Consider the following 20,856-nt stretch of genomic DNA (forward strand, 5'->3'; position numbering starts at 1 on the left):
TCACACCACAGCAAAGCGGCCCGCACCGGACGTCGGTGCGGGCCGCTTTGACAGATTCGGGACTGACGTCCTTACATCTTGGTGCCGGCGGAGCCGAGGCGCTCACAGGCCTCGACGACGCGGGCGGCCATGCCGGCTTCAGCAGCCTTGCCCCACGCACGCGGGTCGTACTGCTTCTTGTTGCCGACCTCGCCGTCGATCTTCAGGACGCCCTCGTAGTTGGTGAGCATCCAGTCGACGACCGGGCGGGTGAAGGCGTACTGGGTGTCGGTATCGACGTTCATCTTGATGACGCCGTTGCGCACCGCGGTCGCGATTTCTTCGGCGGAGGAGCCGGAGCCACCGTGCATGACGAGGTCGAAGGGCATGTCCTTGCCGATCTTCTCGCCAACTTCCCTCTGGATATCGCCGAGGATTTCGGGACGTAGCTTGACGTGTCCGGGCTTGTACACGCCGTGGACGTTACCGAAGGTCAGGGCGGTGATGTAGCGGCCGTTCTCGCCGGTACCAAGGGCCTCGACGGTCTTCAGGCCGTCTTCGGCGGTGGTGTAGAGCTTCTCGTTGATCTCGCCAACGACGCCGTCTTCTTCGCCACCGACGACACCGATCTCAACTTCCAGGATGATGTTGGCGGCGTTGCACAGCGCCAGCATTTCCTGCGCGATCTCCAGGTTCTCGTCCAGCGGAACCGCGGAGCCGTCCCACATGTGGGACTGGAAGATCGGCTCACGGCCGGCCTTGACCTCTTCGGTCGACATTTCGATCAGCGGACGGATCCAGCTGTCGATGTTCTGCTTGGCGCAGTGGTCGGTGTGCAACGCAACGGTGACGTTGTAGTTCTTGGCAACCTCGCGCGCGTAGGCCGCGAAGGCGAGCGAGCCAGCGACGCGGTCCTTCTTCGTGGAACCGGACCAGTACTCAGCACCGCCAACCGACACCTGGAGGATGCCGTCTGAGCCGGCTTCCTCAAAGCCCTGCAGCGCGGCCGTCAGGGTCTGGGAGGAGGTGACGTTGATGGCCGGGTAGGCGAACTTGCCGGCTTTCGCGCGGTCAATCATCTCGTTGTAAGTCTCGGGATTTGCGATGGGCACAGGGGCCTCCTATGTAACGCGAATAGTTCCGTGCCCTATTCTTCCACGCATCGCGAGCGTGTCGAGTAGGACCATGAGCCCGTTTTCACGATCTGGACGATTTTTCTAAATCGCCCAATTGCGACGCGCACTACACACATCACATTCTTAATTCTGTCGAACTGTCGACGGAAAAATTGTCCGGAAAATATCCTGAGATCATGCGCCGCAGTGCTCTATCCCCTACCCGCCGGGCCCATGAGGATCAGCTGCTAGAGCTTCTGCGCCATCATGGACCTCTCACGCGCGGTCAGTTAAGCGAACTGTCCGGCATAACGCGCTCCACCGTCTCCGAGATCGTGACGGACATGCTCAACCGCCGGGCCATCACGCTCGATGGCAACGACACCGAGTGCCCCGGTCGGGGCCGTCGCGCCGAGCGGATCGCCCTGGACCCCAGCGCCGGCCAGTATCTCGGCATCGAGTTCGCACACGATGGTGCGTGCTTTCAACTCGCCAACGCCTCACTTTCCGTGATCGCGCAGCGCCATTGCATCTACCCCTTCAATGCCCCCTGGGATGTTCGCCTTCGTATGGCGCGCCAGACGATCGATGAGCTCTCGGACCTGCCCCACAACGGCCAACGTCGATCGCTACAGGACGTCATCCGCGAGACCATCCACGCGGCACTCAGCCCGAATGCAACCGTCGTCGTCCAAAATAATGTGCAGCTCGCCGCGCCTCCGCCAGCGCGCTGCTTGCTGCCGCGAGCGAAGTTGGCATCGCCGTCGACTCGCTGTCGGACCTCGTCATCGCGGGCGAGGTCTTTGCCCCGCTGCCACAGCTGTGCGAGGGGATTATTGAGCGCGTCCGCTCGGTGCCGCTGACCCGGCGATTTGGCAACCTCGGACTGCGCAAACCAGACATCGTCATTCATGCCGGCGCGCTCGGCGGGATTCAGGCAGTGGTCGCTCTTCCGCGCCTGCCGTTTTCACCGCCCGACGCCAATCACCTAACTGCGGCACCGGTCCCGCTCAACCGGACTATGATGCGGTAAATACCACGTTTTCGCCCAGGGCCGGGAGGCAATGATGCACTTTTTTACCGGGAGCGTTGGCACCCAGGCCGGCCTGCTCCTGTTGTCTTTCGTGCTGTGCGGGATCATCGGGCTCGAGCGGCAATACCGGCAAAAATCCTCGGGCTTTCGCACCCACGTCCTCGTCGGGATGGGGGCCTGCACCTTCACGCTGATCGGCGCCTTCGGCTTCGCTGACTTCAACCTCGGCCAGATCAACCACGACCCGTTCCGGATCGCAGCCCAGATCGTGGCCGGTATCGGCTTCCTCGGTGCGGGTGTCATCTTCACGCGCCGCGATATCGTCGTCGGCCTCACCACCGCCGCGACGGTGTGGGTGACGGCGGCCGTCGGGATGGCATGCGGGGCGGGCATGGGTGGCCTCGCGGTCATGCTGACGGCCCTGCACCTGTTCTGCCTCATCGCGCTGACGCCGCTCATCGACAAGCTGCCGACCGCTGATCGGCACTCCCTGCTGGAGCTCACCTACGAAGACGGCCATGGCATCTTGCGCGAGATCGTCGAGATCGCAAGCGAGCAGGAATTTGCCACCCAGGTGCTCAGCACCTCAAAGCGCACGTCCGAGGAGGGCAGCGCCGTCGTCGATATGCAGATGAGGTTTACCGGTAAGAATCCGCTCGACGTCCTCATGGACCAGCTGCAAGGAGTGAGCGGAATCGTCTCCCTGCACGTGGCCCACGAGGACGACCACGAGCGCGATTAGGTAGGGCTAGCGCCTATTAGCGCTTGGCGTACCAGCGGCCGTCGACCTGCTCGGTATGCAGGGTGAAAGGCTCGGTTTTGCCGGGGCGACGAATCTCTACGACAGTGGTCGTATCGTCCTTGGACTTGACGGTGTACGTCGAGCCTTCGAGCGTCGCTCCCGCCGGAATGTTCTGGCGGTCCAGGACCTTGGTGAGTGAGGGTTCGCAGCCCCCTTCGGCTTCGAGCGCCTTTTCCTCGTTCGGTGAGATGACCGCACACACGGCCTTCGGGTTCTTCTCGATGAAGCCCGTCATGAACTCCTTGGCAACGGCTTGCGGGGTGCCGGCGCCCTTTTCGTCGTCCACCTGGACATCGGCGTCGTTAAAGGTTCCCTCCACGCCAGCGCCGCCGCCTGCTGCGCCGGTTTCGCTGTCGGTCGTGGGCTCGCTCGATTCGGTCTCCTCGGCGCTGGGAGCCGCCGACGTCTCGGCGGCCGAGGTCTCGGCGGCCGTGGTTTCGGCAGGCTTCGTCGAGTTGTCCGACGAGCAGGCGCTTAGGGCAAGCACGCCAGCAGCGGCGGCGGCGAGCAGCGATCGGGTCACGGCTCGGTTCGTCATGAAGTCCCCCTCGGTGTGTGGTCACGCGAACACTGGGCAGCTTATCGGCCAGCGCGGATCGATGTCACGGCAGGTTGCATCCGACATCCGCCCATCTGTGAAGACGCGCCGTATTTCTTAGCGAAACGCCATTCCATCTCAATACCCTCCAGGGTATGCTGACGGTACGGCAACACGATTGCCGTGGTGCCGATCAAGGAGGATGCAATGGCACGAGTCGTGATTCTAGGGGCCGGGGTATCCGGCCACACTGCAGCGCTGCATTTACGCAAAAAACTCGGTTCCGAGCACACGGTCACCGTCGTGACACCGAATTCGCACTGGAACTGGATTCCGTCCAATATCTGGGTCGGGGTGGGCGACATGGCGAAAAAGGACGTCGTCTTTCCTCTCGCTCCCGTGTATCGCAAGAAAGGCATCGAGTTCGTCCAGGCGCTCGCCACGACGATCCTGCCCCACGGCGATGCGGCAAGCCCCCAGGGTGCGGTCGAGGTGCGCCATACGAGCCCGCAGCGCAGCGGCGAGGTCGAGCGATTGCGCTATGACTACCTCATTAACGCCACGGGCCCGAAGCTGCGCTTTGAAGCAACCGAGGGGCTTGGGCCCGACGGCGGCCATTCGGTATCGGTCTGCACGGCCGACCACGCCGTGCACGCGGCGGCCGAGCTCGACAAGGTCATCGCCACGCTGAAGACCGGGGTGCGCCAGACGCTCGTCGTTGGGATGGGCCACGGCATGTGCACCTGCGAGGGCGCGGCCTTCGAATACGTCTTCAACGTCGACCATCAGCTGCGCCAGGCGGGCGTGCGCGACCTAGCCGAGGTCATTTATCTAACGAACGAGGCCCAGCTCGGCGACTTCGGCGTCGACGGCATGACGTTCGTCGAGCACGGGTTTAAGCAGAGTTCGCGCATGTGGACCGAATCGATCTTCACCGAACGCGGCGTCCACTCCATCCTCGGGGCGCACGTCACCAAGGTCGATCCCGGCGTTATCCACTTCGAGACGCTCGATGGGGCGAGCCACACCCAGAGCTTCGACTTCGCGATGCTGCTGCCGCCCTTCGGGGGCGTCGGGCTGACGGCTCTGGATCGCGATGGGCGGGACATTTCTGCCGAGCTGTTTGCGCCCAATGGGTTTATGAAGGTCGACGCCGACTATACGCAAAAGCCCTACGATCAGTGGCGCGCGGAGGATTGGCCGGAGACCTACGAGGTCCCGGGCTATCGCAATATCTTCGCCGTCGGGATCGCCTTTGCGCCGCCGCACGGTATTTCCAAACCGCGCACCTCCCCCACCGGGACCGTCATCGCGCCGTCGCCGCCTCGCACCGGGATGCCGTCGGGCGTCATGGGTAAGACCGTCGCGAAGACGATCATCGATCGGATCTCGGGCAAGCCGGATGCGGCGCATCGAGCGGCGATGTCACGCCTTGGAGCGGCGTGCGTGGCGTCGTCGGGTACCGGTCTGCGTCGCGGATCGGCCGCCACAATGACGATGTTTCCCGTCGTCCCGAACTATCAGAAGTATCCCGACACGGGCGGCCGAAACATCAAGGGGACGCGCGGCCAGATCGGGTTGTCGGGGCACTGGCTCAAGCTCATGCTGCACTACCTGTTTATCTACAAGGCCAAGGCCCGCCCGGGCTGGTCGTTGATCCCGGAGTAAGGAGGAGCAATGCAACCATCACCGGTTATTCGCGAGTATCCGGATGCGCCGCTGCCGACGAAGCGCACGCTGCGGCGCCGGCAGAACCTTGCGGTGCAGGCCGTGAAGTTCATCGGCTCGAGCCTGAACATCATGATGATGGTCATCAAGGGGCACGATAAGCCCTAGGGCGCGGGCGGGTGCTGGATGCTCCACGCCCACATGGCGATTGCTGCCGCGTGCCCGACGTTGATGGAGCGGGTCGATCCGTATTGCGTAATGTGATGCACCGCCTGGCACGCGGCGAGCATCTCGGGCGAGAGTCCGCGCGCCTCGGAGCCGAAAACGAGTGCACTCTCGCGCGCGAGGCTCGCGCCCTCGATCGGCGTTGAGGTGGGGATGTTGTCGATCCCGATGAGCGCGATGCCGCGCTCGGCGCTCCACGCCGCGAAGTCCTGCGCGCTCTCGTGGTGATAGACGTGCTGGTAGCGGTCGGTGACCATGGCGCCGCGGCGGTTCCATCGCCGCTTGCCGACGATGTGCACCGCGGCGACGGCAAACGCGTTCGCGGTGCGCACGATCGAGCCGATGTTGAAGTCGTGATCGAGGTTTTCGATCGCGACGTGCAGCGGGCGTCGGCGTGCATCGATATCGGCGATGATCGCCGCCATCGTCCAATAGCGGTAGTGGTCCTCAACGTTGCGGCGATCGCCGTGTTTTAGGAGGTCCTCGTCGTAGCGTTCATCGGTCGGCCATACCGCCCGGCCCCCGGGCCAGGGGCCGACCCCAAGGCCGGCGTCGGGGTGTGGTTCGTGCGGGCGTGGCACGCTGTTACTGCGCGGCGTCCGCGTCGCCCTGGTCGGTGAAGCTGACCTGCGGGGTGGCGCGCACGGCCGGGTCTTCGGTCTCGAAGTATTCGGCGCGCACGAAGTTGAACATCGAGGCGATGATCGAGGGCGGGAATGTCTCGCGCTTGGTGTTGAGCTCACGGACGTTCGCGTTGTAATAGCGCCGGCCCGCCGCGATGCGGTCCTCGGTGTTGGTCAATTCGGCCTGCAGCTGCTGGAAGTTCTGGTTCGCCCGCAGCTCCGGGTAGGCCTCGGCAACGGCGAAAAGACGAGCCAGGGCGGAGGACAGCACGTTTTCCTGCTGGGCCTGCTCGGCCGGACTGGAGCCGGCGGCGGCCGCCTGCGCGCGAGCGCGGGTGACGTCGTCGAAGACACCCTTTTCGTGCGACGCATAGCCCTTGACCGTCTCGACGAGGTTCGGGATGAGGTCATGGCGGCGGTGCAGCTCGACGTCGATCTGGCGCCAGGCCTCTTCGACCTTGTTGCGCAGCTTGACGAAGCCGTTGTACGTCGCGATGGCCCACAGCAGCAGGATCAAGACGAGCACGCCAATGACGACGAGAATCAGGGCGATCGGATCCATGGTTATCCTTCGTTCTAAGGTCCGGTTAGGGGAAAGTCTGGCACATTTTCGGCTGCGCGACGTGCCCGGTAGCTAGGCGAGATCGAGATCCGTCAGATCGAGCGCGAAAACGTAGGGCACGCCGAGCTCCTCGATCTTCTCCTTGGCTCCCGTCGCGCGATCAACGACGACGGCGCACGCGACGACCTCGGCGCCGGCCTCGCGCACCGCCTCGATCGCGGTGATCGGCGATCCGCCCGTCGTCGAAGTATCTTCCACGACGACGACGCGCCGTCCCTCAATCGCCGGCCCCTCGATCTGGCGCTGCATGCCGTGGGTCTTTGCGGACTTACGGACGACGAACGCATCGATGGCGAGGCCGCGCGAGGCGGCCGCATGCATGATCGCGGCCGCGACAGGATCGGCGCCCATCGTCAGGCCCCCAACAGCGTCAAAGTCATCGGGCGCGAAGCCGGATTCCTCGAGCAGATCGAGCATGACATGCCCGATCAGCGGAGCCGCCTCGTGGTGCAGCGTCGCGCGGCGCAGATCGACGTAGTAGTTCGACGTCAGGCCGGAGGCGAGCGTCACCTCGCCGTGGACGACGGCAAGGTCCTTAACGAGCTGGGCAAGGCGAGCTTTGGGAGTGTCGTTCGTGGTCACGGCCCTAGTCTAGTTCGCCGCGGTCCTCGATGATCGGATCGACCGCGGGGTCCCCGTGATCGGTGTCGCCAAGGCCCTGCGTCTCGGCATCGATCGGTTCTGCGTAGAGCCGCTTATCGGCGATGAGCGTTTCGGCGAGCTGCGCATCGCATCCGAGGAGCAGTGAGCCACCGTCCACCTCAATCGCGTAGGCCCAGCTGCGATCCACCGGCCAGACCAGGTTCGGATGCCAGCTGTAGGGCTCTAGCCACCCCAGGTAGTTCACGAGGTCGGCGAGCGATCGGAACCGCAGCAGGATGTGTTCGCGGTCGGGCAGTTCGAGGGTTGGTCCATCACGAAGGGCCTTGGGCAGCAGTCGCAGGTTGGCCTGCCGCTCGAATTCCGCGATGGCCTGCGACTCAGGCAGATCGACATCGTCATCGTCATCGGCCGGTGCATCGGGCGCGACGAGGCGGCTGACAGCGCTGCGGAATCGGTTGCCGATGCGCTCAATGAGAGTTTCGTCATCGCCGGAGGTGAGGCCGCTATAGCCGTGCCAGAATCCCGCGATCACCTCGCCCTCGGGTGTTGCTAGGTGCTCCATCAGCGCGTTGAGCTGCGAGGGATTCAAACCGCCCACGCGCTCATAAACCTGTTTCCAGTCCGCGGGATCCAGCGAGGGCGCCTCGTCGTACAGTTCGGGGAAGGGGTCTTTCCAGGGTGGGACCTCGCCGCCCCAGGTCCAGCCGTCCTTTTCGTTGATCCAGGCTTTATCGACGGGAAAACGCACCTGGACGTAGCGCTCGAAGTTCGGGCCGAGCAGGTCAGCGGGCGCGAGGCCGAATCGCTCACCGATGGCCTCTTGCAGCCATGCTCCCTCGCTCGGGTCCGCGGCGCTGATCGTCGATAGCACCGCCGATTCCTCGGCGGTGAGGTCATTGCCTTCGCGTTCCAGGAGCTCGGCGAGCGTTCCGTTGACGGGTTGACGATTGCTAGGCATGGCTTTTTCCCACATTCTTGGTCCACCGAGTGCGCGAACCGCCGCGCGGGGCGCGAGTTTGATGACGCCTTGGACTGCTTTGTAGCGCAGCGATGGCGTGGTCAGGACAGCGCCGCGTCGCACTGCGGCAAGCGCATCAGCCACGACGTCTTCGGCATCGAGCCACCCGATCTCGGGCCAGGCCTCCTCCTTCATGCCGGAAGAGGAGTGAAACTCCGTGCGCACCAGCCCGGGACTGACTGCGGTCGCCGTGACGCCCGTGCCGTGGAGCTCGCCCGCGAGCGCCTCGGTGAACGTCCGAACCCAAGCTTTGGCGGCGGCGTAGGTTCCCATGGCCGTCTGCGAGACCATCGAGGCCACATTCAAGATCGCGCCGCGACCGCGCGGCACCATCTCGTTTGCGGCGGCATGGGACAGCTCCATCACCGCGCGAATCATGACCTCTATGGCCTGGTTCTCGCGCTCGATGTCACCGGAGATGAACGGCTGCCCGAGCCCAAAGCCGGCGTTATTGATAAGCAAGCCGATGGGTGCCGACTGGCGATCGGTGATCCGGCCGACCACCTTCGCACGCCCGTCGGCGGTGGCGAGGTCGGCGGCAAGAACTTCTACCTTGACGCCAGCGGCCTGCTCGATGTCGTGTGCTAGCTGCGCCAGCCGCTCTTCGCGCCGGGCAACGATCACGAGGTCGTGACCGGCAGCCGCCAGCTGCCAGGCGAATTCCTCGCCCAGGCCGGCGGATGCTCCGGTGATGAGGGCCGTGCCGCGGCGATGCGCACCGGCCGGATGGGCAGGTCCCCTGCTCCGTGAGGTCATAGACCTATCGTAAAGGTCGTTAGCCCTTCACTGCGCCGGCTGCGAGGCCAGACTGCCAGAATCGCTGCAGCACCAGGAAGATCACGACGAGCGGCAGGACACCGAACAGCGAGCCCATGAGCACCGAGCCATAATCCGGCGTGTTGTTCTGCGCCATCATGCCGTACATGCCGAGCGTGACGGGCTTGAGCTTGTTCTCGGTGATCATAATGAGCGGCAGCAGGAAGTTATTCCAGGTCGCAACGAAGATGAACAGGAAGATCGTCACCATCGCGGGTGCAAGCAGGCGCAGCACCATCGTGGAGAAGATCCGGAACTCCCCCGCACCATCGATCCGCGCCGCCTCGATCAATTCATCGGGCACCGAAGTCTCGGCGTAGAGCCGACCGAGGAAGACACCAAAGGGAGAGACACACGACGGGATGATGATCGCTGCCATGGTGTTGGTCAGCCCGAGCCCGTGGAAGACGAACTAGAGCGGAACCGTCAACAGCGCGATCGGCAACAGGAGGCCGGCAAGCATGCTGAGCTGTAACCGACCTGCGCGAGGCATGGGGCGTTGCCGGCCTTGACGGCCTGCTGAATCTTGGCGTAGGACTCCTGCGGCTTGCCTTCGAACTTGACGGCCTTGACCTGGATGTTCGAGTTGTCCTTGTTCCAGCGATCGACAAATTCCTGGACCTTGACCATGCCGTCGTTGTCGGGAAGGCGGTGCCAATACTCAATCTCTAGGGGCTCGCCGCCGTTGTCGGCAGTTTCCGTGGTGTTGGGTGCGGCCGAGGTGGTATCTGCCGGGGCGTTGTTCGAACCGCCACAGCCCGCGAGGATGAGCGTTGCTGCTGCCAGCGCGCTCACCATTGCTGGCCCGCGGCCAATCTTCTTGATGGACATCTTGTCGACCTCTCCGTCGATGGTTGCTGATGTGTCGCGTGTTGTGCGCAGGAAGCCGAGGCTGAGACATCAGACCTTTAGCTTCATAGCCTTACTGCATAGCAAACGCTCACAAACCACCAGCCTGATTGGTCGCGATTCGGTCACAAACTATCATTTTCGATCACAAGATATGCAATATTAGGAAATCTCCTTGAGGTAGTTTCGCGCGTTGTGGCGCATTCGAACAAGACCCCTGTCCTCGATCGTCGTTAGAGTGGCCCCATGAGGCTTGCTACATGGAACATCAACTCGGTGCGAACCCGCATCGACCGCATCATCGCGTTCTTGGAGCGCGGCGGAATCGATGTGCTGGCGATGCAGGAACTGAAGTGCAAGGAAAACCAGTTCCCGTTTGAGGCATTCACCGAAGTCGGCTACGAGGTCACGATGGTCGGGCACAACCAGTGGAACGGCGTCGCGATCGCCTCGCGCGTCGGGCTGTCTGATAGCTCCGTCGGATTCAGTGAGATGCCGACCTGGGGCGATGACAAGGTCTCCGAGGCTCGCGCGATTCGGGCCGTCGTCGGGGAATCAATCGATCTTCCCGTAGAGGTGTGGAGCCTGTATGTCCCAAACGGCCGGGAGTTGGACCACCCGCACTATGCCTACAAACTGCAGTGGCTCGCCAACCTGAAGGAACACGTGCGCGCCGAGCTCGAGGAACGCCCGAAGGCGAAGATTGCCCTCGTCGGGGATTGGAATGTGGCTCCCGAAGACGAGGATGTGTGGTCGATGGAGTTCTTCGAGGGCAAGACGCACGTCAGCCAGCCAGAGCGCGATGCCTTCAACGCTTTTGAGGACGCCGGATTCACCGAGGTGACGCGCAAGTTCGTTACGCAGTACACCTACTGGGACTATCAGCAGCTGCGCTTCCCGAAAAACCAGGGCATGCGCATCGACTTCGTGAAGGCCTCCCCCGCTCTCGCCGAGCGCGTCACTGGCGCGGAGATTGACCGCAACGAGCGCAAGGGCAAGGGCGCCTCGGACCACGTGCCCGTGATCGTCGAGATCGCCGAATAGGAGTTAGAAGACCTCGCCCTGCTCGCGGTGCAGCCGCGAGCACGCCACGATCCGACCGTTGAGGTCAGTCCACTTTGTCAGGTGCTCATCGTTGAAGGGCTCGGCCCCGAGGAAGACCGTAGCAATCTCGATCTCGGGGTCCACCCACAGGAACGATCCAGAGCGCCCGAAGTGGCCGAATGTCTCCGGGGAGTTCAGTTCCGAGAGCCAGTGCGGTTTCTTATGCCCGTGCAGCTCGAAGCCGAGACCCCACGCGTTGTCCTCGTGGCGACCGTAGCTCGGGACGACACCATCCAGGCCCGCGAACTGGTTGCTCGTCGCTTCGGCAAACAGTTCCGGGGACAGGAGTGTCGGGTTCAAAAACTCGCGCGCGAGTTCTGCAAGGCATCGGGCGCTACCGTGCGCGCCCCAGGCGGGTGAGCCGTCAAATTCAACGTCGACGATCCCGAGCGGCGTCAACACCTGCTCATCGGCCCACGTCTGGATATCGACACCGACTTCTTCCTCGAAGCGCTCGCCCATAATCTCGATGCCGACATTGGAATAGACCCGGTGGCGCTCGGGGCGCTGGGATGCGTAGCCCGCGTCAAAGGGCAGGCCCGAAGCATGCGACATCAGGTGCCGGATTGTCGCCCCCTTCGGTGCCCGCGGCCCCGCCGGAGCATCGAGATCGAACATGTGGCGATCAACCGCGATCAGCGCCGAGTACACCGCGAGAAGCTTGGTGACGGAAGCGAACGGGAAATCCTGGTTCGTGGCACCTTCGGCGTGCACGACTCCATTCTTATCGACGATCACCACGCCGCAGTCGAAGCCCCACTCCCCGAGGACGGGGGTGCAGGGCAGGGCGTCCGTTGTCTGAAGGGTCATGGCCTCCAGTGTAGGACTGGCTTAGATCGATAGCTTGCCGGATTCTCCGGGATCGGCTGGCGAGTCGGTCACAGCGCCCTTGACGATCTGCAGCAGGGAAGACAGCTTATTGGCCTGCTCCCAGTATTCCGCGGAGCTCACCGTCACCTTAACGACCACCACGTTCGGGTCCTCCTTACCGTCAGGGAAGAACCCATCAGCAAAGGCGTTCCACAGCTCGTCCTTCAAGGCCTCATCATGCAAGATCACCGCGCGGCCGCTGGCCGAGACCCACAGCGAAGATTCCACGAAAGCGAGGTTAACTTCGGCGTCGTTTTGGATTTCGCGCGTCTTATCGTGCTGGCCGTCGGTCAGGAAGTAGACGGCGTCTCCCTCGACCTTCTGCACGCCCATCGGGCGCGAGACGAGCGAACCTTCCGGCGTGATCGTCGTGAACATGCACTGGTGCAGGCCGGAGACCTTGTCAGCAAAAGTAGGCGTCTCGTTGGTCATCGGAATCTCCTTCGATTGTTTCGTCACTTCATTGTCGAACGAATGGCGGGCCCGGGCGACTTGGGGCCTACCTGGCGGCAAGGTTGGCCGACTACTGTGGAAGATATGACGCAGGAAATCACCGCTTGGCTGTCCGACATGGATGGCGTCCTAGTGCACGAAGGGCACGCGATCGAAGGTGCCGCCGAATTCCTCAATGGCCTGCAAGAACGCGAGATGCCGTTTCTTGTTCTAACCAATAACTCGATCTATACCCCGCGCGACCTCTCCGCCCGGCTACAAACCTCCGGACTCAATGTGCCCGAGGACCGGATCTGGACCTCCGCCCTGGCAACCGCGACGTTTCTGGCCAAGCAGTCGGATTCGCGCCGCGCATTCGTCGTCGGGGAAGCCGGCATTACGACCGCGCTACACGAAGAGGGCTTCGTCCTGACGGAAGAAAAACCCGACTTTGTCGTCCTGGGCGAGACGCGGACCTACTCGTTTGAAGCGATCACGAAGGCAGTGCGCCTCATCCTTGGCGGCGCGCGCTTCATCGCCACGAACCCCGACCCGACCGGCCCGACCAAGGAAGGGCCGCTACCCGCGACCGGTTCCGTCGCAGCGCTCATCCAGCACGCCACCCAGCGCGAGCCGTACTTCGTGGGCAAACCGAACCCCGTCATGCTGCGCCACGCGATGAACAAGATCGGGGCGCATTCGGAAAACACGGCGCTCGTGGGCGACCGAATGGATACCGACATCCTTGCGGGCATGGAGTCCGGGCTGCAGACCCACCTCGTGCTCACCGGCTCGACGCACGCCAGCGAGATTGAGCGCTTCCCCTATCGTCCCGAGTACGTGCACGACTCGATCGCCGACATCGTCGAGCGGCTCTAGCGGCGCTGCCGGGCCCGGGCGAGCAGCGACCCCGGGCGGGTAGTGGGCGCCGCTGCTGCGGCTACGTTTCCCGCCTGTGCGAGAGATCGGGGACGTTAGGGAGAGATCGGGACAGCGAGCTTTCCCCGAAGTCTCCATAACGTCCCTAGAATGCGGTTTTTTGGGGCTGGGACGGTGGCGGTGCTGGCTGCGGTCTGGCACAGGGACGCGTCCTGGAGCGCGATGGGGCTCGTCATGCACAGATTGCGGCAAGGATACGCGCGGCCGCCCATCGTTGGGCGTATGAACGATCGCAAGCCTCCCTCTATTCCTCGGATCCTGCGCACCACGAGTACGTCTCGTCGGCCGCGCGGAGTGCCGCCCGGCTTTGAGCTCGTGAAGCTCTACCGTGGTCACCACCTCCTGCTGCCGCAGGACTGCCCGCCGTGGCAGCGGGCGCGGGAAGTCTCCCTTGGGACGGCGGTGGCGGCGTCGACGTCGTCGCGGAGAGTAAGCGTTGTGAGCCACGAATCCGCGGCGGTGCTGTGGGGATTGTGGCTGTGGAATGCGCCCGAGTTCGGGCACGTCATGGCGGATTCGCGGTTCACGAACCCGCGACATGCGCTGTTGAAGCGGCATGCGCTGCCGGCCGGGCGGACGTTCGTTGAGGTGCAGGGGTGCGGGTGACGTCGCCGGCTCATACTGTTCTTGACTGCGCGCGTGCGATGGCGAGCGATGAGCTGTTCGTCTTGCTCGCGAGTGCCCTGCGGGCGCGCGTGGGGCTGGGTGAGCTGCGGCAGCTGATTGCGGATCCGCCGCGGCGTCAGGGCGTTCCGCGGCTCGCGGACATGCTCGCGTGGTGCCCGGCAAACTGCGATTCGCCGCTGGAGGCTTACTGTCTGTGGTTCGCCTTGGCGCTCGGGTTGCCGACGCCCGAAACGCAGTATCGCGTCGTCGTCGGCAGCCGGGCGTACTGGCTGGATCTCGCGTGGCCTAAGCTGCGGGTTGCGGTCGAGCTCGATGGGCAGGTGAAGTACACGAGCGATGAGGTCTGGTTTGCGGAAAAGCGCCGCCAGGATGACCTCAATAATGCTGGTTGGCGCATTATTCGCTTGAAATACGCGGACCTGCGGGCGCCTCGCAAGCTGCGGGCGTTGCTCCTTGGCGCGGTGCTGCGCGAGGATCGCGCGGACATTCCGCACTCGCTGCTCGACGCGCAGCTGCAGCGCGCGGGGTGAGCCGCGTTAGGACATGGCAATGCCCGGGCCGCAATTGCGGACCCGGGCAGTGCCGCGCAGTGCGATAAGGCAGCGACGCGACGGGCGCTAGGAGCGCGGTACCGCGCGGTGCTCATGCGCACGGTGCTCGTGCGCGCGGGGCGCTAGGAGGCGGCGCCTTCGCGGGTGAGGCTCAGGCTCGCGCCGTCGCTCGCGATGTCCACGAGCACGGTGTCGCCGTCGTCGATCTGCCCGCTGATGAGGAGCTTGGCGAGCTGATCGCCGATCTCCTTTTGCACCAGGCGGCGCAGCGGCCGCGCGCCGTAGGCCGGATCGTAGCCGGTCTCGGCGAGCCATGCCTTAGCGCCGTCGGTGACGTCGAGGCTGATGCGCCGGGACTTCAGGCGGCTCGCCATTGCGGCGATCTGCAGGTCGACGATGTGGGTCAGCTCGTCTTTCGTGAGCGGATCGAAGATGAGGATCTCATCGAGCCGGTTGAGGAATTCCGGCTTGAACGCCGCGCGGACGGCCCCCATGACGGCGTCGCGCTTGTCATCGTCGGACATCTCCGGTGAGACCAGGAACTGCGAACCGAGGTTGGACGTCAACACGAGGATCGTGTTGCGGAAGTCCACGGTGCGGCCTTGGCCGTCGGTGAGGCGTCCGTCGTCGAGCACCTGCAAGAGGATGTCGAAGACTTCGGGGTGCGCCTTTTCCACCTCGTCGAGCAGGACGACGGAGTAGGGCCGGCGGCGGACCGCCTCGGTAAGCTGGCCGCCCTCGTCGTAGCCGACGTATCCGGGAGGCGCGCCGACGAGGCGCGAGACCGAGTGCTTTTCCGAGTACTCGGACATGTCAATCCGGATGATGGCGTGCTCGTCGTCGAAGAGGAAGTCCGCGAGCGACTTGGCCAGCTCCGTCTTGCCAACGCCCGTGGGGCCGAGGAAGAGGAAGGAGCCGGTGGGGCGGTTCGGATCCGCGACGCCGGCGCGCGAGCGGCGCACGGCATCGGAGACGGCGCGCACCGCGAGCTGCTGGCCGATGAGGCGCTCGGCGATGACGTCCTCCATGGAAAGGAGCTTGTCCATCTCGCCCTGCAGCAGGCGCCCGGTGGGGATGCCCGTCCAGGACTCGACGACCTCGGCGACCTCGCCCGGCCCGACCTTTTCGGCGATCATGGGCGCGGTTTCGAGTTCGCCCTCGGCGTCCTCGGCGCGCTCGGCGTCGGCGATCTCGCGTTCGATCTTCGGGATTTCGCCGTTTTGCAGGCGGCCGGCTTCCTCCCAGCGGCCCTCACGCATCGCGAGGTCGAGCTGGGTGCGCAGCTCGTCGAGCTTCACGCGCAGGTCACCGACGCGGTTGCGTCCGGCCTTTTCGGCCTCCCACCGGGTGGTGAGGGCCGTGAGCTCTTCGGTCTTGTCCGCGAGTTCGGCGCGGACCTTGTCCAGCTGGGCGCGCGTCGTCGCATCCTCGTTCTCGGGATCCGACTCGGTTAGGTAGGACTCCTCCATGCGCAGGCGGTCGACCTGGCGGTTGAGCGCGTCGATCTCCAGGGGCTCGGAATCGAGCTCCATGCGCAGCCGCGAGGCGGCTTCGTCGATGAGGTCGATCGCCTTATCGGGCAGTTGGCGCCCGGAGATATAGCGGCTGGACAGCTCCGCGGCAGCGACGAGCGCGCCGTCGGAGATCGTCACCTTGTGGTGGGCCTCGTACTTGGGCGCGATGCCGCGCAGGATCGCGATCGTGTCCTCCACGGAGGGCTCGCCGACGTAGACCTGCTGGAAGCGGCGCTCCAGGGCCGGGTCCTTTTCAATGTTCTCGCGGTACTCATCGAGCGTCGTGGCGCCGACGAGGCGCAGCTCGCCGCGCGCGAGCATTGGCTTGAGCATGTTGCCGGCGTCCATCGAGCCGTCGCCGGAGCCGCCCGCACCGACGACGGTGTGGAGTTCGTCGATGAAGGTAATGACTTCGCCGCCCGAGGACGCGATCTCGTTCAGGGCCGCCTTGAAGCGCTCTTCGAACTCGCCGCGGTACTTCGCGCCGGCGACCATCGCGGCGATGTCGAGCGCGATGAGGCGCTTGTCCTTCAGCGATTCGGGCACGTCGCCCGCCACGATGCGCTGTGCGAGGCCTTCGACGACGGCCGTCTTGCCGACGCCGGGCTCGCCGATGAGCACGGGGTTGTTCTTGGTGCGGCGCGAGAGCACCTGCACGACGCGACGGATTTCGCTATCGCGGCCGATGACGGGATCGAGCTTGCCGTCGCGGGCGTCCTCGGTGAGGTCGCGGCCGTACTTCTTCAGCGTTTCGAAGCTGCCTTCCGGATCCGCGCTCGTGACGTTGTTGGGGCGGATCTGCGGCAGCACCTGCGCGAGCAGTTCCTCGCGCGCGCCGCTTTCGGCGAGGATGCTTCCGGCGCGAGAGCTGGAGGCCGCCAGTGCGAGCAAGAGATGCTCGGTGGAGACGTAGTCATCGCCCATGGCCTTGGCGCGCGCGCCGGCGTCGGTCAGGACGTTGAGCAGATCGCGATCGGCCTGCGGCTGGCTGACGGAGGAGCCCGTCGAGCTGGGCATGGCGACGAGCGCGTTGCGGACCTTGGCGCCGATTTCCTGGCGCGAGGCGCCGACGGCCTGCAGCAGGGCGAGCGGGACGCCGCCTTCTTGTTCGAGCAGCGCCGAGAGCAGGTGCAGCGTCGTCACCTGCGGGTTTCCGGCGGCCGTGGCCGCCTGCACAGCGGCAGTGAGCGCCTCCTGTGACTTCGTCGTGAATTGTTCGTTCATGTTTCCCCAATACCTTGATGAATGTGTCTATTAAGGACAACCACTCGGCTCGGGGCGCTATTCCAAAGTTGAGCGCCTCTGACTCAACTGTAACCCGGCTCACCTAACGCTGCACGGTGCAGCAATCGCGGGCCTCGCTCGCGGGCAGGGTGCACCTGGGGAAGCACTCGGCGTCGGCGTCGAGGTCCTCGCTCAGCGCGGGCTCGTGGCGGCCGGGTTTCATCGCGCGCAGCGCCCACAGGATGCAGGCGAGGTCGACGAGCTCCTGCGCGCCGGCGCCCACGATGGCGGGCATGACGCCCGTCAGCGCGATCCCCATGAGAACGACGGACAGCGCCACGCCGATCCCGATGGCCTGCAGCGCGACGCGGGTCGTGTGCTGGCCGATGCCGACGGCGACGGCAGCGCGGTGGACGTCGTCTTTCATGAGGACGACGTCGGCGCTGTCGGCCGCGGCTGCGGAGCCGGTGATGCCCATGGCGACGCCGACGTCGGCGGCCGCGAGCACGGGGGCGTCGTTCACGCCGTCGCCGACCATCATGACCGGGCGCGCCGACGCGCGCGTCACGGCCGCGACTTTGTCCTCGGGCAGCAGGCCGCCCTGCACGTCGGTGATGCCGAGCTCGGCGCCGATATAGCGCGCGGTGGCGGGGGTATCGCCCGAGAGCATGAGGACGTTGTCGATGCCGAGGCGCCGCAGCTCGGCGATCGTGCGGGTGGCCTCGGGCCGGTACTGGTCCGCCAGCGCGATCGCGCCCGCGTACGTGCCGTCGATCGCGACGTAGACGAGGCTGACCCCCGGCTGCACGTGCTCGCGGGCGCGCTCGAGTTCGGCGTCGCTCACGTGCGCGACCTCGGCAATCCAACTGGCCTTGCCGACGGCGACGTGCCGGCCCGCCACGCGGCCCTCAAAGCCTGCGGCGACGACTTCGCTCGCGTCGGTGGCGCGCTCGAGCTCGATGCCCCGCTTCCGGGCGGCGGCGACGATCGCGCGGGCCAGCGGGTGCGTTGAATAGTCCTCGACGGCGCCCGCGGCGGCGAGCAGGTCGGTTTCTCTGATGCCGTTTTCACTCTGCACGGCGACGACGGCCGGCGTGCCGCGCGTCAGCGTGCCGGTCTTGTCGAAGGCTGCGGTGGCGATGCGCGAGAGCCGCTCGATCGTGCCACCGTCTTTCACGATGATGCCCGCGCGGGCGGCGCGAGACATCCCGGCCATGAAGGCGACGGGCGCGGCGATGAGCAGCGGGCATGGGGTCGCGACGACGAGCACCTGGGCGGCGCGCAGCGGCTCGCCGGAGATCCACCAGCCGATGCCGGCGACCGCGAGTGCGAAGATCGTGAACGGCAGCGCGATGCGGTCGGCGAGGCGCACCATTGGGGAGCGCGAGGCGGCGGCCTCCTGCACGAGGGCGACGATCTGCTGGTATTTCGAGTCCGCCGCGCTCGCCAGGGCGCGAACGTGGATCGCGCTCGAGCCGTTGATCGAGCCGGACATGATCTCCTCGCCGCGCGCGTGGCTGACGGGCAGTGATTCGCCGGTGAGCGAGGATTCGTCGACGCTCGCTCGGGCGTCGAGCAGTTCGCCGTCGACGGGCACGATCTCCGAGGGCCGGATGAGCAGGACGTCGCCCGCCGCGACCTCACCGATCGCGACGGTGCGCACCTCATCGCCATCGACGACGTGCGCCCGCGAGGGCGCGCGCTCGAGCACGCCGGTCAGTTCGGAGCGGGCGCGCGCCGAGGCATAGTCTTCGAGCGCTTCCCCGCCCGAGAGCATGAGGCAGACGACGAGCGCCGCCCAGTATTCGCCGACGGCGACGGTGGCGCAGATCGCGACGATGGCGAGGATGTCGATGCCCCAGGCTCCGGAGCGCAGGTCGGCGATCATGTCGCGCAGCTGGTCGGCGGCGACGATGAGCGCGAAGGCGCTGACGAGCACCTGCGCGTAGATCGGCGGCGCCAGCCACGCGAGGATCAGCCCGATCACGCCGACCGCGATCGTCGCTCCCACCCACGGATAGGTCCGCCACCACGTCATCGCCTTCATACCCCCACAATCCGACATTTCGGTGTTGGGCGCAAGCTTGGCTAGGCTCCCCTTTGCCGCATGATCCCGCGGAAAAGGGCAGCCTAAGCTAGCTTCGGATCAGCGGTAGGCGGGGGCCAGCGCGGGCCACGGATCGGCCAACTCCAGGCAGCGCGCGATGCGCAGCAGGAGCGCTTCGCTGCCGAGCCGTGTCGCACCCAGGTGCACCCCGAAGGGTAACTCGACGCCATCGATGACGGCGCGGTGCAGCGGCAGCGAGATTGCCGGATTGCCCGTGATGTTCCAGACGGAGGAAAACGGCGTGAAGTGCTTTTGCGCCTCAAAGTCCGCGGCCGGATCCGCCAGCTGCAGTTGTTCGAGCGGCAGCGGCGGCCCGGACAGCGTCGGCGAGAGGATGACGTCGAATTCCGCCCACGCGTGTGCGATCTGGCGCGTGAGATGCTGCAGCGAGGAGACGGCGTTCGCGTAGTCGAGCGCCGAGATGTCCTGGCCCTGGTCCCGCAGCCACCGCGTGAGCGCCATGAGGTGCTCCTCGGCCTCGGGTGGCACCGGGATCGAGGCCGCGCCGACGGCCCACAGCGGCATGAAGCCCATCCACTGCTCGGCGCTCAGTGGGCGGTGAGCCTCCTCGAGCACGCACCCCGCGTCGGCCAGCAGCTTCGCGGCGCGCTCCACGCCCGCGAGCGCCTCGGGGTGAAATTCGGTCGTCTCGACGTTGAGCGGCTCGGTCAGGACGCCGACGCGCACGCGCGAGCCCGCATCGCAGCGGGCAAGAGTCTCCGCGCGCTCGGCGCGGCGCAGGTCTTCAGTGAGGGAGTCGAGGCTACCCAGCGTGAAAAAGTCCCCGGGACGATTGCCGCTGATGGCCTGCAGCGCGCTTGCCGCATCGACGACGGTGCGTGCGAGCACGCCTTCGGTTGCCAGGCCCGGGCCGGAGACGGAATACGGACCGGGAGAGACTCGGCCGCGCGAGGGCTTCAGGCCGACGACCCCGCACGCCGCCGCCGGGATGCGGATCGAGCCGCCCCCATCGTTGCCGTGCGCCAGCGGCGTCAGCCCGGCCGCAAGTGCCGCACCCGCGCCCCCGGAGGAGCCGCCCGCGGTGCGGCGCGTATCCCACGGTGAGCGCGCTGGACGCTGCCCAGCCGGTTCGGTGTAGGCCGGCATCCCGAACTCGGGCGTCGTTGTCTTGCCGAGCATGATCGTGCCCGCCTCGGCGAGGCGTTGCGCCACCCCGTCGGTGACGTCTGCGCGGTTACCGCGCAGGATCGCGCTGCCCGCTTCGAACGGCTCGCCCGCGACTTGCGTGAGGTCCTTGATCGGGCACGGTACCCCGACGAGCGGTCGCGGATCGCCGTCCGCGATAGCCGCGCGGGCCGTGAGTGCGTCGCGTTCCGCGCGGCGCCGCGAGACGTGGACGAAGGCCCCCACCTCGTCGTTGAACTGTTCGATGCGCTCCAGCATGGCGCGGGTGACTTCCAGCGGGTCAGTCACGCCTCGACGGTAGGCGTCCGCGAGGTCGCTCGCCGATAGCTGGTGAAGCTCTCTCATGGTTCCAACCTTACGTAAGATCTGCGTCCGGCCAGCAAAAAAGTCCACCTAATCGGTGGTCGATCGCCTCACTTCACGGCATGCTTGATGGTGAGAGCGGTGCAAC

Annotated in this window: 20 protein-coding genes and 1 pseudogene; 7 read left to right on the forward strand and 14 right to left on the reverse strand. The window is 65.5% G+C overall.

Going from position 1 to position 20,856, the window contains the following annotated elements; translation table 11 throughout:
• Positions 1 to 71: 71 nt before the first annotated feature.
• Together fbaA and BLU67_RS05845 are read right to left on the reverse strand one after the other, a co-directional pair.
• A complete protein-coding gene (gene fbaA, locus BLU67_RS05840; RefSeq protein ID WP_092563558.1) occupies positions 72 to 1,091 on the reverse strand; it encodes a class II fructose-bisphosphate aldolase in 1,020 nt (339 codons plus the stop codon).
• A gap of 293 nt (positions 1,092 to 1,384) precedes the next feature.
• The gene (locus BLU67_RS05845) at positions 1,385 to 1,582 is read right to left on the reverse strand and encodes a hypothetical protein (RefSeq protein ID WP_092563561.1); all 198 of its coding nucleotides are present in this window, start codon (positions 1,580 to 1,582) and stop codon (positions 1,385 to 1,387) included.
• 576 nt (positions 1,583 to 2,158) lie between these two features.
• Here BLU67_RS05845 and BLU67_RS05855 point away from each other — a divergent pair.
• Positions 2,159 to 2,869 carry an MgtC/SapB family protein gene (locus BLU67_RS05855; protein ID WP_092563565.1) on the forward strand — a complete coding sequence of 237 codons (711 nt, stop codon included), beginning with the start codon at positions 2,159 to 2,161 and terminating at the stop codon, positions 2,867 to 2,869.
• Between the two features lie 16 nt (positions 2,870 to 2,885).
• Here the strand turns inward: BLU67_RS05855 and BLU67_RS05860 are convergent, their stop codons facing one another.
• A complete protein-coding gene (locus BLU67_RS05860; RefSeq protein WP_092563568.1) occupies positions 2,886 to 3,467 on the reverse strand; it encodes a hypothetical protein in 582 nt (193 codons plus the stop codon).
• Between the two features lie 207 nt (positions 3,468 to 3,674).
• On the opposite strand from BLU67_RS05860, the gene BLU67_RS05865 reads away from it, so the two are divergent.
• Positions 3,675 to 5,135 carry an NAD(P)/FAD-dependent oxidoreductase gene (locus BLU67_RS05865; RefSeq protein ID WP_092563571.1) on the forward strand — a complete coding sequence of 487 codons (1,461 nt, stop codon included), beginning with the start codon at positions 3,675 to 3,677 and terminating at the stop codon, positions 5,133 to 5,135.
• A gap of 9 nt (positions 5,136 to 5,144) precedes the next feature.
• Entirely contained in the window at positions 5,145 to 5,303 is a 159-nt protein-coding gene (locus BLU67_RS12245) for a hypothetical protein (RefSeq protein ID WP_176780713.1), read from the forward strand.
• Here the strand turns inward: BLU67_RS12245 and BLU67_RS05870 are convergent.
• The 6 genes and pseudogenes from BLU67_RS05870 to BLU67_RS05895 all read right to left on the reverse strand — a co-directional run bounded on the left by BLU67_RS05870 (position 5,300) and on the right by BLU67_RS05895 (position 9,873).
• Complete coding sequence (locus tag BLU67_RS05870) at positions 5,300 to 5,941, reverse strand: TrmH family RNA methyltransferase (RefSeq protein WP_092563574.1); 642 nt, start codon at positions 5,939 to 5,941, stop codon at positions 5,300 to 5,302. The two genes, BLU67_RS12245 and BLU67_RS05870, sit on opposite strands and share 4 nt — an antisense overlap.
• A 4-nt stretch (positions 5,942 to 5,945) precedes the next feature.
• Positions 5,946 to 6,545: a LemA family protein gene (locus BLU67_RS05875; protein ID WP_092563576.1), complete on the reverse strand. Its 600-nt coding sequence runs from the start codon at positions 6,543 to 6,545 to the stop codon at positions 5,946 to 5,948.
• A 72-nt stretch (positions 6,546 to 6,617) separates the two neighbouring features.
• Positions 6,618 to 7,187, reverse strand: coding sequence for an orotate phosphoribosyltransferase (gene pyrE / locus BLU67_RS05880; protein WP_092563579.1), 570 nt, complete (start codon positions 7,185 to 7,187; stop codon positions 6,618 to 6,620).
• A gap of 4 nt (positions 7,188 to 7,191) precedes the next feature.
• Positions 7,192 to 8,982 (reverse strand): SDR family NAD(P)-dependent oxidoreductase, encoded by a 1,791-nt coding sequence (locus BLU67_RS12635; protein WP_092563582.1) that lies wholly within the window; start codon positions 8,980 to 8,982, stop codon positions 7,192 to 7,194.
• Positions 8,983 to 9,001: 19 nt separating this feature from the next.
• Positions 9,002 to 9,505, reverse strand: a pseudogene (locus BLU67_RS05890) (carbohydrate ABC transporter permease); the annotation flags it as partial.
• Positions 9,469 to 9,873: a hypothetical protein gene (locus tag BLU67_RS05895; protein ID WP_092563585.1), complete on the reverse strand. Its 405-nt coding sequence runs from the start codon at positions 9,871 to 9,873 to the stop codon at positions 9,469 to 9,471. The gene BLU67_RS05895 and the pseudogene BLU67_RS05890, both read right to left, overlap by 37 nt.
• A 264-nt stretch (positions 9,874 to 10,137) precedes the next feature.
• On the opposite strand from BLU67_RS05895, the gene BLU67_RS05900 reads away from it, so the two are divergent.
• Positions 10,138 to 10,935, forward strand: a complete 798-nt coding sequence (locus BLU67_RS05900) for an exodeoxyribonuclease III (RefSeq protein WP_092563588.1) — start codon at positions 10,138 to 10,140, stop codon at positions 10,933 to 10,935.
• Between the two features lie 3 nt (positions 10,936 to 10,938).
• Here BLU67_RS05900 and BLU67_RS05905 read toward each other — a convergent pair whose 3' ends face one another.
• Together BLU67_RS05905 and BLU67_RS05910 are read right to left on the reverse strand one after the other, a co-directional pair.
• A complete protein-coding gene (locus BLU67_RS05905) occupies positions 10,939 to 11,805 on the reverse strand; it encodes a serine hydrolase domain-containing protein (RefSeq protein ID WP_092563590.1) in 867 nt (288 codons plus the stop codon).
• Between the two features lie 21 nt (positions 11,806 to 11,826).
• Positions 11,827 to 12,297 (reverse strand): pyridoxamine 5'-phosphate oxidase family protein, encoded by a 471-nt coding sequence (locus tag BLU67_RS05910; RefSeq protein ID WP_092563593.1) that lies wholly within the window; start codon positions 12,295 to 12,297, stop codon positions 11,827 to 11,829.
• Positions 12,298 to 12,402: 105 nt separating this feature from the next.
• Here BLU67_RS05910 and BLU67_RS05915 point away from each other — a divergent pair, with 105 nt between their 5' ends.
• The 3 genes from BLU67_RS05915 (at position 12,403) to BLU67_RS05925 (ending at position 14,393) form a co-directional block, all read left to right on the forward strand.
• Positions 12,403 to 13,176: an HAD-IIA family hydrolase gene (locus BLU67_RS05915; protein ID WP_092563788.1), complete on the forward strand. Its 774-nt coding sequence runs from the start codon at positions 12,403 to 12,405 to the stop codon at positions 13,174 to 13,176.
• A gap of 282 nt (positions 13,177 to 13,458) precedes the next feature.
• A complete protein-coding gene (locus BLU67_RS05920; protein ID WP_143027347.1) occupies positions 13,459 to 13,842 on the forward strand; it encodes a hypothetical protein in 384 nt (127 codons plus the stop codon).
• Positions 13,843 to 13,880: 38 nt separating this feature from the next.
• Positions 13,881 to 14,393 carry a hypothetical protein gene (locus BLU67_RS05925; RefSeq protein WP_092563599.1) on the forward strand — a complete coding sequence of 171 codons (513 nt, stop codon included), beginning with the start codon at positions 13,881 to 13,883 and terminating at the stop codon, positions 14,391 to 14,393.
• Positions 14,394 to 14,536: 143 nt separating this feature from the next.
• Here the strand turns inward: BLU67_RS05925 and clpB are convergent, their stop codons facing one another.
• The 3 genes from clpB to BLU67_RS05940 form a co-directional block, all read right to left on the reverse strand.
• Entirely contained in the window at positions 14,537 to 17,152 is a 2,616-nt protein-coding gene (gene clpB, locus BLU67_RS05930; RefSeq protein ID WP_092563602.1) for an ATP-dependent chaperone ClpB, read from the reverse strand.
• 103 nt (positions 17,153 to 17,255) lie between these two features.
• On the reverse strand, positions 17,256 to 19,199 hold the full coding sequence (locus tag BLU67_RS05935) for a heavy metal translocating P-type ATPase (RefSeq protein WP_092563605.1): 1,944 nt from the start codon (positions 19,197 to 19,199) through the stop codon (positions 17,256 to 17,258).
• A gap of 99 nt (positions 19,200 to 19,298) precedes the next feature.
• On the reverse strand, positions 19,299 to 20,750 hold the full coding sequence (locus BLU67_RS05940; protein WP_092563608.1) for an amidase: 1,452 nt from the start codon (positions 20,748 to 20,750) through the stop codon (positions 19,299 to 19,301).
• Positions 20,751 to 20,856: the final 106 nt, after the last annotated feature.

It is taken from the genome of Bowdeniella nasicola, assembly GCF_900107735.1.
Taxonomy (GTDB): Bacteria; Actinomycetota; Actinomycetes; order Actinomycetales; family Actinomycetaceae; genus Bowdeniella; species Bowdeniella massiliensis.